The organism is Microcoleus sp. w2-18bC1, from assembly GCF_036700365.1.
Taxonomy (GTDB): domain Bacteria; phylum Cyanobacteriota; class Cyanobacteriia; order Cyanobacteriales; family Microcoleaceae; genus Microcoleus.
The window spans coordinates 1-15249 of sequence record NZ_JAUBOS010000002.1 but is presented as its reverse complement, the minus strand read 5'-3'; the positions used below and the strand labels follow the sequence as shown (position 1 = coordinate 15249).

Below are 15249 nucleotides of genomic sequence, written 5' to 3'. Positions count from 1 at the left end.
TCTGTTACTAAAGAGTTAGAAGTTATAATCCCTGTATCCTCTGCCAAATCATCCGGATGGGAACCGTATCAACCTGTTAGTTGAATAAAAAGAGCAGATTAATTAATATGGCTGGCGATTTTTCTTTTAACTCTAAAATCCGATTCGACAAAAATGGCTTGGACAATGCTTCACGGCAACGCAGCCGATCGCTCCAAGTTATGATTTTTATGCTGCTCGTCACTACGTTGGTGACGCTACCAATATTTCGTCTAGCCGAACTGCAACTGGTACAGGGAGCCTACAATCGACAGCGGGCGGAAAATAACCGCATTCGCCCTGTTTCAGTCCCAGCGACTCGCGGTCAAATTTTAGACCGCAACGGCAAAATTTTTGCGGCCAGCCGCGTATCTCGATCAGTATATGTGTGGCCAAAAGAACGATCGGCCAAGGAGTGGCAAGAGATCGCCGCTACACTGGGCCCGATCGTCAAACTTCCCGCGGCCGAAATTATCAAAAAAATCGATGTAGCTGGCTACAGATCAGCCCTGCCAGTGCGAATTAGTAAGGATATTGATGTCGGTACTTTCGTCGCTTTGGGAGAACAAAGTAATGCTTTGCGGGGAGTTGAAATTCGCGTAGAATCGAGCCGAGACAATCCCAACCAGCAGTTAGCAGCTCACCTTTTGGGATACGTCGGCGAAGCTAGTTTAGATCAATTAAAAGCTAATCCTGCATATCCGATGGGAATGATCGTGGGTCAAATGGGAGTTGAAAAATTAGCCAATTCAACTTTAGAGGGTGTTTGGGGAAACCGTTTAATCGAGGTAAATGCTAAGGGCGAGGAAATCCAAGATTTAGGTGTAAAAGAGCCTATCCCCGGCAAACCGGTACAGCTAACTTTAGATTTAGATATGCAGAAAACTGCGGAAAAAGCTTTGGGCGATCGCCTTGGTGCAGTTGTGGCGATCGACGTGAAAACCGGCGCTCTTTTAACAATGGCTAGTTGGCCGACATTTGATCCCAATATTTTCACCCGCAAGGTAACTCAAACAGAATGGGATCGGCTGCAAGGGCCAGACAAGCCATTTTTAAATCGGGCAGTTCAAGGCTATCCAGTCGGCAGCACTTTTAAGATTGTAACTTCTGTAGCCGGGATGGAGTCGGGCAAGTTTTCTCCTGACTCGACTTTGGTAAGTTCTGCTTCAATTAACATCGGCGGAATTTCCTTTAACGAACACGGTGCCGGTTACGGCGTTATCGGTTTCCGCGATGCTTTAGCCTACAGCAGCAATACGTTTTTCTATCAAGTAGGTATGACTGCAGGGCCGGAAGAAATGGCGAAATGGGCTAAAAAAATGGGCATTGGCGGTACTATTAATTTAGATCTTTTGGGGATAGACGGCGCCAATCACGGTCAAGTTCCGATACCAGCAGAGAAACAGAAAATGTATGGGGAAGATTGGTATGTTGGCGATACGGTAACAATGGCGATCGGTCAAGGTTTGGTACTTTGTACTCCGCTAGAATTGGCAGTGATGGTGTCAACTATTGCCAACGGTGGTTGGCGAGTGCAGCCACATTTGTTGGCTTCTCAAACCAATACGCCTGTTACTCAAAAAATTTCAACAGGTATTAAGCCGGCAACTTTAAATGTCATTAAACAAGGATTGATTGAGGTGGTGAAAAAAGGTACAGGCCGCGGCTTGAATGATGGTACTATTCCTTTAAGTGCGGGCAAAACTGGGACGGTGGAAATGCCCGGTCATCCTGACAATTCTATGTATGTGGGTTTTGCTCCTGCTGACAAACCGGAAGTTGCGATCGCAGTTATAGTTGAAGGCGGCGGATTTGGTTCTGTATCGGCGGCACCAATTGCTCAAGAGGTATTCCGAACCTATTTCCAAAAGCAGGGTTTTAAACCTACTAATAAGCCTCTCTAGTCATGACTTCACTGTTGACTGTTGACTGTTGACTGTTGACATTTTGTCCAATACTTCGATCGCACTATTCTTGATATCTGGGAAAAGTGCGATCGATGTTCAAAAGTTTTCCCCTACCAATCGTCTCACTTCCACGGTCTATAAATTCATCATTGGCGCCACCTGTTCCACACTCATTCCAGAATTTAAGAGTTGAGTTACGAGCTGGCGCAATGTTGACTCCGCGGCCATTCGTCCCAGTTTTTCTTCCTTATGAGTCTTCAAAAACTCACCCGTTTCAGGAACTCTAAACCTCAATTCTCCTGAAATTAGATGCAATTCCAGTCCCAACACTTCACTGAACAACCACAGCGTATCGAAAGCGATATTGTTGGCTGCAATCGGCTCATACTGATTGTTTATTAAACGTACTCCCTGTAAAATTGGATTCAGATAATCTCCCGACGGATGGTACTGAAAATATTCCCTAACTCCCAAATCCCGATAAATTTCCGGTTTCGTTTGTTGGTCTTTCGTCTGAGTAGTTTCCGAAGTAATTTCTAACACAAAATCGGGAGTAATTCCGCCTTCTTCCCAAACTTTATAATTATCCCTTTTGCGGTTAGCTACTCCAAACACCACATAAATATCCGGAGCAACAACCGCTTGGTTGTTCCCTTGTTCATAATAAATGAAAGAATTAGCTGACACGTAAACATCAGAACGTTCTTGAAAGTAAAGCTTGACAGCTTCAACGCTGTAAGTCATGTAATCGCGCGTGATGTCGCTTTCAGCCATCGGCTCTCCGTCGCTGCTGGGATATTCAATTTCTAGTTGTTCGACTTGAGTTAAAATTGTCATTTTTCAATTTCCCTCAAAGTTAATTAATTTAATGTCCGGTAAATAAGTTTGGTAGGGTGCGTCGCTGCGATATCTTGGATAAAACTTGCAGATTATAGATGGCGACGCACCTTACACGGGATCTCGTAATATTGTGTGTATCACATATACATGGAATATGCTGTATAAACGGAGGACACGGCACTGCCTTGTCCCTACAATTAATGGGGTATGGACACTCCAAAAGCCGTGTCCTCGGTATGATTCCGATGCAGCCGGAAATGATATAACATCTGTTTGAGAGTCTACAGATACAGACTCTTTAAATTCTAATTAATCCCTCTATCTAAAATAATCATTTCCGAACCAACAACCGGACTTCTAGCTATTAACTTCCCTTCCATATTCGCAATTTCTAACTTGCTGAAATCGAGTGAGTTAGCCTCCTTCCACATCTTTGTTGCGAGTTGATTTTGCTCAACTTCGCTGAGTTTGTACCAATCTTCAGCGACTTTTACTGTCAAAATGCTGCTGGAAAAATTAACTTGAACAGACTCAACTAAACCGCCGCCCAGTCGATTCTTAATGTCAGTAACTTGATTTTGAATCGCAGCAATCAGAGACTGTTCGGGCGTCAGCGGTGGCGGTGGGATAAGTTCTACTGGTTGGGGTTTTTCCGGCGCCACTAAATCGGGCAACTTGCTTTTGAATTTAGTAGAGATTGGCTCAGATGGTACGATCGACTCTGGCGATTTCGGCGTTCCCGATGCCATAAAATCACCAAAAGTTTGCGGCGACTGCTGCGTTGCTGGGAGAGGCACTTTTGCTACTTTCTCCGGCGGTTTTGCTGAGAAACTGTTGAAAGTTAAACCGACTACAACGATAAGAGTTGCTGCTATGGCGGCGTTTAAAATTGGATCGGACAGCTTCTCGTTGGCAGATGGTGGCAGTAGCGATCGCACTAGCCGTACAATACTTTGCCAAAGTACAACGACTTTCTCTAAAAAACTCCCTTCCTTGCGTTGGGATACAGGCTTTTGCTCAACTTTTACAGCAACTTTTGGTGGCACGCTGTTAACTTCCACAGCAACAGCCGGAGGAGTTGCTGTTGCTGAGTCTGAAGCGGTGGGTGCGAGCGGCTTTTCTTGCTGCAACGGCGGTTCGGCTGGTAATTTTTTGCCTTTTTTTCCCAAATTCCCGATCGATGCAATCAAAGTTTTGATTCTCTGATTTTTGGGAACCGCGCTGCTGGCATTTTGAGTTTTGCTGCCAGTGGGGGCAGACTTGGCGGCCGAATCAACCTCCGGTGTCGGAGATTGAGAGGGTTCTGGAGTTGACTGGTTTAGCTGTTCTTCTGACATTTTCTCTGCCTTGGGGCGTTGCAAATATATCTAAACGCGATAAATTTTAGTTGAGCCATCTCAACCTTAATTTATCATTTTATTAGTTGTAACCGAATCAAAATGAGCATCAAACGCCGTCACTTTCTAATTTTAGGCAGTCTCAGCAGCTTAGGTTTTGCCGGAGTCTGGAAAATGTTTCAGCTTCGGACTGCCTGGGATACAGACGCCAACGCTGCTTTGCCTTCTAACGTTGAGGCAGAAAGGGCGATCGTTCCTTTGCCGGCCTCACCGCCTATTTTACGCTTTATTTCGGTAGCCGACACCGGTACCGGCGCAGAAGGTCAGTATGCTGTGGCTGAGGCGATGGCGCAATATCACCGGGAAAACCCTTTTAATGTTGCTGTTCTTGCCGGCGACAATATCTACAATAACGGCGAAATTGAAAAAATTAATGCTGTTTTCGAGCGGCCTTATCAGCCCTTATTACAGCAAGGTGTAAAATTTTATGCTTGTCTGGGAAATCACGACATCCGCACTGCTAACGGGGATCCGCAAGTTAAATATGCGGGTTTTAATATGCAAGGTCGCTACTATACTTTTCGCCGCGATTCCGTACAGTTTTTTGCTTTAGATACCAATCACAATGCGGATTGGAAAAATCAGCTTGTTTGGCTGGAAAAAGAGTTGAGTCAGAGCACCGCACCTTGGAAAGTTGTGTTCGGCCACCACCCGATTTATTCCTCTGGGGTGTACGGAGTGAGTCAATCTTTTATTAAGACTTTGACGCCTTTGTTTCAAAAGTACGGCGTGCAGCTTTATATCAACGGACACGATCACAGTTACGAACGCACTCGCTCGATTAACGGTACGACTTATTTAATTTGTGGGGCCGGCGCGGGTACTCGTCCGGTGAGCCGTTCTGAGTGGACGGAGTATTCTGCTAGCCGCCTGAGTTTTGCGACGTTTGATGTCTATGAAGACCGGATGTTTGTCAGTTCTATCGGTACTGACAAAGGGGTTTTTGACAGGGGAGTGATCGAAGTGCGATCGGCTTAATTCAGATTATATTCAGGAGCCAACAAAATGAATAGGGGTTTTAGAGCCAATAAAACTGGTTTTGTTTTAGAAACAACTGTAGAAGGTACGTTGAGAGGCCACGGATATCTCGAAATATGCCCCCAGTTGCCGAAAAAGCGCAAGCGAGAGTGGCTCTTAAGCTCTACTGAAAATCCCAAGCGATATGCTAAACAGGTTTATATCGGGTCTAGCATCTATGAAACTGAAATAAATGTCGATTTTTATATTGTTGATTCCGGTTTGTTTCCTCGGGGTCTAATTGTTGAGTGCAAGTGGCAAGAAGACAAAGGTTCAGTAGACGAGAAGTATCCTTACCTAAATTTAAATATTAAAAATTGTTATCGGGTTCCTACTATTGTTATAGTGGGTGGGGACGGTATGAGGCAAGGTTCGATCGACTGGTTTAAAAAACAAATTCCTGACAATCAAAATCTGTTGGCAGTCCACAAGCTCGAAGGTTTCATTACCTGGGCTAACAAATATCTGTAACAGGAGTTAGGGGACTTTCCCGCGTGTGGGGCAACCACGTATTGATCCTACGAAATATACTTAATTAGAGACTTTGCGTAAGTAAGACTTAAAATGAACGTATTAATAATTCCGTGATTTTTCCGCGCTTAAAACTATTAGAATTAATTCCCCTAGATGCTGATATTTCAAGGAGCTTTGGCAGAGATTTATTTGGAAAAAGTTGAGTATCGCTGTAGATTTTTTCGATAAAATCGCAGTTTGAATTAGACAGCATAACTTTCACCCCCCGTTCTGCAAGTTCTGCAAAAATATCTCTCAGTTTAATCTGTTCCGATTCTTTGAAATTATCCCGGCTGTAAGTCGTGAAGTTACTGGTGGCACTGATTGGATAATAAGGCGGGTCAAAATAAACAAAGTCTTCGCTACTGGTAGCAAAATCCAAAACTTCATCGAATTTTCTGACTTCAATTTGAGCGGGCGCGAGTAAAGATGAGACCGATCGCAGTAAATCTGCTTGACAAATGTTAGGATTTTTGTATCGACCTATAGGAACATTAAATTCACCTTTTGAGTTTTCTCTATAGAGGCCGTTGTAACAAGTTTTATTTAGGTAAATCAGGCGTGCTGCTTGTTCTGTATCTGTTTTGTAGGAGCGCGATCGCACCGAGTAATAATAATCTTTATTGTCCTTGGTATGTTCTAACTGATGTTCCTCTAAAAGTAGAATCAGTTCCTCCACTTTATCCCTGACACAGCGATAAGCATTAATCAACTCAGGATTAATATCTGTTAAAACAGCTTGCAAACCAGGGTGCTGCTGTGCTAAGTAAAAAAATATAGCTCCGCCACCCAAAAAAGGCTCGTAGTAAGTTGTGAACTTTTCAGGAAAATAAGGTTGATATTGTCCAATCAACCTAGTTTTGCCTCCTGCCCATTTCAGAAACGGACGTGGCAAGACGAAAGAAGGTGCGGCAGCAGACATTTATCTAGAAATAACGGCCCTATAATATTTATCACAACTAGAACTCAATAGACATACTTCTGAAGTTCTTACCGGAGGTCGCGTGGCATTAAACAGACAGTGCTGGAGCCATCGGCGAAAAGTTTTCGTTAGAATTATATATGTCAGCCTGGCCGGCAAAAATGCCCGATCGCCCGATCGGCAGATTTAGCTCCGGCTGTGCCAAAATTGTCTAACTCGCTCACAAGTGTTACCAGTCAAAGATCGTGCTGTGACACTTTACCCCACCAAGCCAATGCAAGATTTTATTAATAACGTCTCTCGCTACCCGCGCTTTTTCATTACGATATGTCTGGGAATTTTCTTTTTCCTGTTCGAGCGACTCAAACCCCTGCTCGATCGACCGACAAGTGCGATCGCCCTGATTAGTTCGATTGTAGCGACTTTTGTCTTTCTAACTTTTACACTGCGGGCTATGTTAGGCCTGAGTTCGGTTTAAAGCCTGCGCTTGAACGCAAACATCAACGGCAAATTCAGTTAAAACACTAACTCCCAAAGTAACTGCCAATTCTTGCAGGCGATCGCACACTTGACAATAGTCGCTGCGATAGATTGGAAGAGGAAGTTAGTAAGCGGCGTTACGTCAGCGCTGCTCAACCAAGCCGCAGGCCCACATTACCGAAGTGCAGGACAAGCGTTTGGGGCTATCAACATTCACTGGGGAAATACTGCACCTCTGTTTCCCCGGTGTCCCACTTAATCATTAGGAAGCGGCACACCCCGCCCCGCTTTCCTCTCCCGTTAACCTGACGGTATCACGAGAGTTTCCAGCGGACAAGACAGATGAAGTTTGAACATATCTATCAATTTTTTCAAGACCCCCCTCCTGTTTATCTAAACAAGGAGTTAGCTGTGTGTTACATTCTCTCCGTGTTATTGCGCGGAGATTCCTACGGTACAGAACTGATTGGCCAACTAGAGAGGGAATTCCCCATCTACCGACTATCTGATACCGTTCTCTACAGCGCTCTGAAATTCCTCGAAGATGAAGCCGTAATCACCGGTTACTGGAAAAAAGTAGAAGGACGCGGCCGCCCCCGCCGGATGTATCAAATCCTCCCTGAGTGGCGCCACCAAGCTCAAGACCTCGCTCGTCTCTGGCATGAGTACATTGGTCAGGGAAACGGCTCGTCAGAGCGTCGTTCCCGCGCCTTAGAAACTGGTCACACAGGTTAGCCGAGTTGGAATCGGATGCCTAAACCCTGGAGATGCTGGCGCTACTTGCAAAGCGATTTGCCCGATTGCCTTCGCTTTGCTCGATCGCCACACAGCGATTAAAGCAGCTACACTACATCAGGACTTACGCATTGTCACTTAAGAATTAGGGATGATGGGGAGATATGGAAATTATTGGGTGATGGAGAGCAAAACGCTTTGCAGAAGAAGCTTTCTGCGAATTTTGATAAAAAAGTGTCTGCGTAAGTCCTCGATCGCTTTCTTATGTAAAGTTCTGTAAAGTAATAGTAGATAATTTCAATTACACAAACTTCTACCAATGGATACTGCTGTTCTTCCCTCTACCTTTGTGCTGACGCTGCTGTTGGCCGTAGGCTTGTTTTTCTTCATCAAGGCTTCAGTCAAAGATCGCATCGAACAAGTCAAGCTGGCTTCCGAGAGCGCCCAAGAGTCACTGTTAACCGACTTACAACAGTATTTTGCCGATAGAGCTTACCGAGTTGCAGCCGTCGATGCCCCCAACTATAAAGTCACGTTTGAGGGTTTTGTGCGGCCGAGTTGGTTTCTAGCTATTTTTCTAACTCTGCTGAGTGCAGGTGGCACTCTGTGCTTGGGACTGGTTTTGGGAATGCTAGTTCCTCAGCAGGGTCAAATTTTCCTAGCTTTGGTACTGCTGTCCCCGCTGGCGGGGGTATTTTACTGGAAAAAAGCTGGACGCTCTGAGCAAGTCTCCCTCAAACTCGAATCAGTTGCTGAGTCGGGAAGCCCAACCAAGAGCTTTGTTACTGTCAGAGCTCACCGCGATGAACTAGCAGCCATGCAAAAAGCTTTAGATTTGAAACCGATCGATTATAAAGTTTGACGCGGAACGTTTTTTGATATGCTAGATGCCGTAGTTAGACTTCGAGCTGACAAACTGATGACTCAAGAGAGGCTCTTTCGTTGATAAACCCGTGGCTGTTTTTTTGATCCACTTGTTTGATCGACAAATTCGATCGACAAAACAGTCAAAAAAAAACCATTATCGTGAAAGTGCCAATTGTGGCGATCACCCTTGGGCTGCGATCACGCCTGTTGCGATGGCTCCTTATACCCTAGTTTCTAAGGACTTTTCGCAGAAATTTCAGTTGGCACTCTCCAGACAATGAGAACTCTCGCGCTTTTGTTAAAAAACTTAGAAAAACATTGCTGTCAATGTTTTGAGCTAAACATTTTGAGCTATGCGCGGCTGGCTGACACCACAGGAATTTTTTCTGTGGTAGCTTCCAACATCACCTTTAAGCTGGGAAACAAGAAATGGTTCTCTTCTACGTATTGGGCTCCAAATAAACCTTTTTCAGCCCAGAAGTATCTGTCAGTGGTATGCTCGTTACGCTTGACTAACAGCAAAGCTGGGGGAGCAATGCCTTCTGCATGGATGAACTTGCGAGCCGCTGTTACGGGTTTATCTTCGCCGCTCTCGATGCTATATTGAGGCACACACTCTAAAATTCTGCGTCCTTCTTGTCGGCGGCGACTCTTGCGTTTGCGTCTCCTGGCCAATTTCTTTACCTCCTCTGTGAGCAGACAGTATGAGCAGACAGGTTGTAATGATAGCTACCAAATCCGAGGCCAGTATATCCGTTCTAGCTCAAAATTTCAACTGTTTTTAATATATCGACATAATCTTAACATTCGTGCCGATCGACAAAAGTGTAGCGGTTGTGGTATGGTTTGGCCCAAATTCCGCCAAAAGCCAAGGTTGGGGATCGGTGGAAGCTCCGCGGACGGCGATGCGGGGCAATCTGGGTTCATGAAAGCCCCATGCCTTCAACATAGCTGCCTTCTATCAAAGGGAAGAAACCTGAAATCTAGAAGTCTCTCATCAGTAATCGGCCGCCGATCGTTTGTAATTTACTTAGAATTCCGTTAGATATCTTAATGTGGCGCTCATGTTAATGCCAGCCAGTTCAGAATTTGTCAAACTTTGCCGCTCGCAGGTAGCCATCGCCGTTAGTTTGGGAGCGAAATTCAGCGCGGTATACCTGACACAAGAGTTGGTAGAAGGCAGCGAAGCAAAGTTGGTGCCGATCGCAGTTTACCCAGAAACCTCAGCCGAATCGGAAGAAAATCAGGGGTTGAGGTTGCAATCTTCCGAAAGCTCGACAGTGAAACCGGTACCGCGACTGCTGGCGCAGCCTGTTGAGCCTGTGGAAGAATCAACGGTAGGGGCGATCGCACCCGAACCGCTTCCGGGTAATGAGCGCAGTTCCCATCAGTGCCAAGGCCCGGAGAATGTGTGGCAGCAGCGCAGGCAAATTGTGACGCCTCTGATACACGAGGGAGCTGTAATGGGACTCCTAGTCAGCGGTCGGCAAGACAGGCCTTGGAACGAGCGAGAAGAGGCTCAAATACAACAAATTGCTCGCACCTTAGCCCTAGCCTGCATTTTAGACCAGCGCTCGCAGTGGATGCAGCAGGAATTGGGTACGAGTCGGCAAATCCAGGCTCAGGTTTACGACACGATGCACAATTTGCTGCACCAGTTCAAAAGTCCGCTGACAGCGTTGCGAACTTTTGGCAAGCTGTTAGCGCGGCGGTTGGTACCCGAAGACAAAAACCGCAATGTGGCTTTTAGTATTGTCCGAGAGAGCGATCGGCTGCAAGAGTTGCTCGGCCAGTTCGATCGAACCGTTGACACCGGCGAAGCACATCTCAAACTGCGATCGGGCACTTCAGAAAAAGCAATGTCCAATGTGGAATCAATCCGGCATTCTCCTCTGTCGCTGTCACCTGCAGCCAATTTGGAGGAATCCTGTTTTGTGGCAGAAGTCTTAAAACCGCTGTTAATTTCCGCCGAGGCGATCGCATCTGAAAGGAATCTGAAATTGGTAGCCGACATGGAGGCGAATTTGCCGCCAGTCTCAGCGAACGATCGAGCTTTGCGCGAAGTTTTGAGCAATTTAATTGACAATGCTTTGAAATATACCCCCGCCGGCCGCCAAATTTATATTAAAGTCCGGTACAAAGCAGCGGATGGCGATCGGGCAGGATACAGCCAATTGCCTGCCATAGCAGTTGCCGTCAGCGACACAGGTTCCGGCATTCCTCCCCAGGATTTAGAGCATTTATTTGAGCGGCACTACCGGGGAGAAAAAGCGCAGACAGAAATTCCCGGTACAGGATTGGGTTTGGCGATCGCCCGCGATTTAGTCCGCCAAATGCAAGGAGAAATAGAAGTATTTTCCCCAGTCAATCCAGAATGGCTGCCCTCTGCAGAAACTAATTTATTATATCCAACCGATCGCGGCACTACATTTGTGGTTTGGCTACCAGTGAATAAGTAACGAACTCTATTGCTTAGAGACATTTTTTATGAAGCATCTACCTTTATTCGATAAAATTCCTAAGTTGTCAAATTCTTTAGAAATTTTCAAAAAACACTTTTTTCGTGTACGGTTTTTAGCTGCTTTTAACATTCTGACTGTTCTGATTTTGGGCGGGCTGAGTGTATACGCAAAACTCAACAACCAGGGAGACGGAGTTGAACGCCTGTTTAGCGACCCTTTTAATTTCTGGTTCCCTTACGAAGGAATTCTCACCGGAGTTTCCGAAGTCCTCTGGTGCATCCCAGTAGCAATTTGTGCATTTACTTTCGGAGTGCTGCGCCAACAAAAAGAGCCGCAGAGTCGATCGGGGATGTTCTTATTTTTTAGTGCTTTACTACTCGGAGTCTTTTTCCTAGATGACCGGTTTCGGATGACTTTGATTCTTTCTGGGTTGGGAATATCTAGCAAATTAATTTATTTCTGTTATGGTAGTGCTGTCTTTTTTTACGGAGTTAAGTTTTGGCGAGACATCAAAACCACTCCTTACCTGCCATTAGTCGTAGCATTCCTCTTGTTTGCTATCTCACGGTTTGAGGATATTTTTGAGTCTCAAAGTCTAGGAGTACACGCGATGTTAGAAGATGGCACTAAATTATTAGCTCTTCTGAATTTAGCACTGTATTTTTGGCACGTATGTCATCAAGAAATCGGGCGGCATTTACAGCAGAGGGAAGAACGTTGAGCGCCTAAATTATTTTACCAAAAAAGGCGTTTATAAATTAGGGTATAACTAAGCAACGCCGGCGATCGCATAGAACCAAAATAATTTATTTGATTTTGATATGGCATCGGAAGATTAGCCAATTTTAGATAGTGAATTAATAACCGAAGGGAATGTCTGAGCAACTTGTTATCTGATGTAGAATAACAAAAAGTTTTTCCTGTCAAACGAGCTATCAAGATGTGTTAATCTTGTATTTACGCGCTCAACAATTCAACACCGCCCTAATTGATGTATCACCGGGTTCATCAGCTTTGACTATTTTTTCACGAAACTCGATCGCATAAATTTTCATTTTTCTGCTTCTCTACGGAATGCAGCGTACTAAATATACATGGAATATGCTGTATTTTTACGGCACAGTTAATAACGCCTCGGAAGAGATTGTTAAAAAATATATTGCAAACCAACACAATTAAGTTAGAAGAATATGGCTAAAGCCGCAGCAAGTCCCCACCCCAGCAAAGGCGGGACTTGCTGCGGGAAAAAATTCTGTCAGAATTCCGATGAATGAGGAATTAGCAATTACCCTATTCTCATGCAACTGAAAACCGATATATAGCAATCCTAAATCATTTGTGAATTTCTTACTCTCTCCCCTTGATAAGGGGAGGGTTGGGGTGGGGTAAAAAGTTTACGACTCCTGCAAGGATTGCTATATGATCAATCAATTCAGCCAGATAAGTTTTCTAGGCATTCGCTACAGCGATCTTAGTGGCTCTACAGATAGTGGGCAGATCAATAATAAACTGCGTTCCCTGCTCTGGCGTAGAAATACACTCCAATTGACCGCAGTGTTTTTCTATCAGAATTTTTCGGCTGATGGACAATCCCATGCCTGTACCTTTTCCTATGGGTTTAGTAGTAAAAAAGGGAGTGAAAAGTTTAGCACGAACTGTTTCTGTCATGCCGACACCATTATCAGAAATTGTTACCAGGATGTGGGAAGCCGAGCTAATGTTGTCATGCGAATTGCCGGGTACAACTTCAGTCCGAATCAAAATCTGGGGGTGAAAAACAGCACCATCTTCTCTATTTACCCGCTCTTCCAAAGCATCTATAGCATTCGCTAAAAGGTTCATAAACACCTGATTGAGCTGACCAGCATAACAGTTCACAAGTGGCAATACACCATAGTCTTTTATCACATTAATAGCAGGCCGATCCGACTTAGCCTTTAGTCGGTGCTGTAAGATCAGCAAAGTGCTATTAATGCCTTCGTGGATATCTACTGATTTAATTTCAGTTTCATCCAGCCGCGAAAAATTGCGTAGAGAGTGAACAATATTGCGAATGCGTTCGATCCCTAACTGCATGGAAGAAAGCAATTTTGGTAAATCATCTATGATAAATGGCAACTCTGCATCTTCTATTTCATGGATAATTTCTGCTTCTGGTTGCGGGTAATACTTTTGGTAAAGATTCAACATATTAATGAGTTCTTTAATATAGTCGTTGGCGTGGGACAGATTGCCATAAATAAAGTTAACCGGATTATTGATTTCATGAGCGACACCTGCAACTAATTGACCGAGACTAGACATTTTTTCACTTTGAACTAGCTGGAGTTGTGTTTCTTGGAGTTCTTTGACAAAATGCTCTAAGGCAACAGATTTTTGGTGCTCTTTTTCTTCACTGAGACGGAGTGCTTTCTCTACTTGTTCGCGTCGCTCTATTTCAGACTGCAATTTATGACTTAGAGAAAAACTTCTCAAAGCTGTTAGCATCGTAGTGTATAGCTTTGATGTCGTTAATTCAGTTTTAGTTTTATAGTCATTAATATCGTAATTGATAATAATGCTTTTTTCAGGTACTTGTCCGGGTTGACCCGTGCGTAAAATAATTCGCACTAACTGGTTCCATAAGACTTCGCGGACATATTTAACAAAGTTTAAGCCAGCATCATCTGTTTCCATAATTACATCAAGTAAAATGATGGCAACATCAGGATTTTCTTGGATTAGCTGTTTAGCTTCACGAGCGGAGTAAGCATTAATGAAGGTTAAAGATTTATTCTCAAAGACAAACTTCCTGAGTGAAATTTCGGTAGCGGTGTGAACTTGAGCCTCATCATCTACAACTAAAATTTTCCAGCTTTCACTCAGTTTTTCTTCTGTGGTTTCATCTGCAAACAATATCTCGTCATCCGAGTCGATTACTTCGGCAAAGTATACTGTTTCTGGAGATGGTTGAGTTAACAAATCGTCAAAATCACTTTTCATTGCTGTACACCTTTATTTTTTACTAATGTTTAGGTTTGAAGTTAGAAAACCTGTTAAGAAAAAGGCAGAAGGGAGAAGAGTTACACAGCAACCTTTTCAGTCATCCTTACTTTACTTTTAATGAGGTGGACTTACTTAGTTATCTTGGTCAGGAAATCGGAATTGGAACTCTACATTGGTGAATCAATTTGCATGGGTAATTTAATAATAAACTTGGTGCCTCTTCCCACCTCACTTAGACACTCAATTTCACCTTTGAGTTTTTGGGTGACTAAATTGTAGACAATATGTAACCCTAACCCACTGCCACCTTGACCACGCTTAGTGGTAAAGAATGGCTCAAAAATTTTACTTAAGTTTTCTGGGGGAATACCTTTACCTTCATCGGCGTATTCAAACCTTAGCCGATTACCTTCTTGTTCCCAAGCAAAGATTATTTCCCCAGAAATTCCTGGTTCATAGGCATGAATCAGAGAATTGATTAGCAAGTTTGTCACAACTTGGGACAAGGCTCCTGGATAAGAATCTATAGCAATTTTGCTATCTCCCTTAATTTTAAGCGAATGTTGGCTATTTTTCAACTTTGGTTTTAATTGTAATAAAATTTCATCAAGATAAGGTCTGATCTGGAAAGTACGTCGTTCTTCGCTAGAGCGATCTACTGCTACTTGCTTAAAGCTTTGAATCAAGGCTGCCGCCCGATCTAGGTTAATTAGAAGTGCTTTACTGCTTTGACTAGCAATATCGACAAACTCTTCTAAATCCGAGCGCTTCATTTTGCCACTTTTATAAATAGATGCAAATTCTGTGGTATTTTCTGCCAAAGCTGAAGCAACAGTGACGCCCACTCCGATGGGAGTATTAATTTCATGGGCAACACCAGCAACTAATCCTCCTAGAGATGCCATTTTTTCAGATTCGACTAGCTGAGTTTGGGTGGCTTTTAAAGCCTCTAGGGTGTTCGATAATTGTTGAGTACGATCGCTCACTAATTGCTCTAAGTTTTGATTAAACTCCTGTAAATTTTTGTAAAGTTGAGCATTCTCAATGGAAATAGCAATTTGGGCAGATAAAAGTTTTAACAATTCTAGCCGATCGGTAGTAAAAGC

The 15249-nt window shown here is 44.0% G+C and carries 15 protein-coding genes; 8 read left to right on the top strand and 7 right to left on the bottom strand.

Annotation, left to right across the window (positions count from 1 at the left end; all coding sequences use genetic code 11):
- The first annotated feature begins 107 nt into the window (after positions 1–107).
- The gene (gene mrdA, locus QT979_RS02160; protein ID WP_333213376.1) at positions 108–1922 is read left to right on the top strand and encodes a penicillin-binding protein 2; all 1815 of its coding nucleotides are present in this window, start codon (positions 108–110) and stop codon (positions 1920–1922) included.
- Between the two features lie 138 nt (positions 1923–2060).
- Here mrdA and QT979_RS02155 read toward each other — a convergent pair whose 3' ends face one another.
- Both QT979_RS02155 and QT979_RS02150 read right to left on the bottom strand, forming a co-directional pair.
- On the bottom strand, positions 2061–2762 hold the full coding sequence (locus QT979_RS02155) for a Uma2 family endonuclease (RefSeq protein ID WP_333307903.1): 702 nt from the start codon (positions 2760–2762) through the stop codon (positions 2061–2063).
- A 308-nt stretch (positions 2763–3070) separates the two neighbouring features.
- Positions 3071–4102 carry a hypothetical protein gene (locus QT979_RS02150; protein ID WP_333307902.1) on the bottom strand — a complete coding sequence of 344 codons (1032 nt, stop codon included), beginning with the start codon at positions 4100–4102 and terminating at the stop codon, positions 3071–3073.
- A gap of 102 nt (positions 4103–4204) precedes the next feature.
- Here QT979_RS02150 and QT979_RS02145 point away from each other — a divergent pair, with 102 nt between their 5' ends.
- Together QT979_RS02145 and QT979_RS02140 are read left to right on the top strand one after the other, a co-directional pair.
- Positions 4205–5140 (top strand): metallophosphoesterase, encoded by a 936-nt coding sequence (locus QT979_RS02145; protein WP_333213379.1) that lies wholly within the window; start codon positions 4205–4207, stop codon positions 5138–5140.
- Positions 5141–5167: 27 nt separating this feature from the next.
- Positions 5168–5650, top strand: a complete 483-nt coding sequence (locus tag QT979_RS02140; protein ID WP_333213380.1) for a PD-(D/E)XK nuclease superfamily protein — start codon at positions 5168–5170, stop codon at positions 5648–5650.
- A gap of 88 nt (positions 5651–5738) precedes the next feature.
- On the opposite strand, the gene QT979_RS02135 is transcribed toward QT979_RS02140, so the two are convergent.
- Positions 5739–6614 carry a DNA adenine methylase gene (locus QT979_RS02135; RefSeq protein ID WP_333307899.1) on the bottom strand — a complete coding sequence of 292 codons (876 nt, stop codon included), beginning with the start codon at positions 6612–6614 and terminating at the stop codon, positions 5739–5741.
- A 274-nt stretch (positions 6615–6888) separates the two neighbouring features.
- On the opposite strand from QT979_RS02135, the gene QT979_RS02130 reads away from it, so the two are divergent.
- The 3 genes from QT979_RS02130 (at position 6889) to QT979_RS02120 (ending at position 8691) form a co-directional block, all read left to right on the top strand.
- Positions 6889–7092 carry a DUF751 family protein gene (locus QT979_RS02130; RefSeq protein WP_333083642.1) on the top strand — a complete coding sequence of 68 codons (204 nt, stop codon included), beginning with the start codon at positions 6889–6891 and terminating at the stop codon, positions 7090–7092.
- Positions 7093–7436: 344 nt separating this feature from the next.
- Positions 7437–7829 carry a PadR family transcriptional regulator gene (locus tag QT979_RS02125; RefSeq protein ID WP_333083597.1) on the top strand — a complete coding sequence of 131 codons (393 nt, stop codon included), beginning with the start codon at positions 7437–7439 and terminating at the stop codon, positions 7827–7829.
- A gap of 319 nt (positions 7830–8148) precedes the next feature.
- Positions 8149–8691, top strand: coding sequence for a cofactor assembly of complex C subunit B (locus tag QT979_RS02120; RefSeq protein WP_333213382.1), 543 nt, complete (start codon positions 8149–8151; stop codon positions 8689–8691).
- A gap of 356 nt (positions 8692–9047) precedes the next feature.
- On the opposite strand, the gene QT979_RS02115 is transcribed toward QT979_RS02120, so the two are convergent.
- The gene (locus tag QT979_RS02115; RefSeq protein WP_006635576.1) at positions 9048–9371 is read right to left on the bottom strand and encodes a DUF3155 domain-containing protein; all 324 of its coding nucleotides are present in this window, start codon (positions 9369–9371) and stop codon (positions 9048–9050) included.
- A gap of 106 nt (positions 9372–9477) precedes the next feature.
- On the bottom strand, positions 9478–9645 hold the full coding sequence (locus tag QT979_RS02110; protein ID WP_333307896.1) for a hypothetical protein: 168 nt from the start codon (positions 9643–9645) through the stop codon (positions 9478–9480).
- Positions 9646–9766: 121 nt separating this feature from the next.
- Here QT979_RS02110 and QT979_RS02105 point away from each other — a divergent pair, with 121 nt between their 5' ends.
- Both QT979_RS02105 and QT979_RS02100 read left to right on the top strand, forming a co-directional pair.
- On the top strand, positions 9767–11155 hold the full coding sequence (locus QT979_RS02105) for an ATP-binding protein (RefSeq protein ID WP_333307894.1): 1389 nt from the start codon (positions 9767–9769) through the stop codon (positions 11153–11155).
- Positions 11156–11183: 28 nt separating this feature from the next.
- Positions 11184–11879 (top strand): hypothetical protein, encoded by a 696-nt coding sequence (locus tag QT979_RS02100; RefSeq protein ID WP_333213386.1) that lies wholly within the window; start codon positions 11184–11186, stop codon positions 11877–11879.
- Positions 11880–12607: 728 nt separating this feature from the next.
- Here QT979_RS02100 and QT979_RS02090 read toward each other — a convergent pair.
- Both QT979_RS02090 and QT979_RS02085 read right to left on the bottom strand, forming a co-directional pair.
- The gene (locus tag QT979_RS02090; protein ID WP_333213387.1) at positions 12608–14140 is read right to left on the bottom strand and encodes an ATP-binding protein; all 1533 of its coding nucleotides are present in this window, start codon (positions 14138–14140) and stop codon (positions 12608–12610) included.
- Between the two features lie 170 nt (positions 14141–14310).
- Positions 14311–15249: GAF domain-containing sensor histidine kinase (locus tag QT979_RS02085; RefSeq protein ID WP_333213388.1), on the bottom strand; the 939-nt coding region annotated here is incomplete at its 5' end.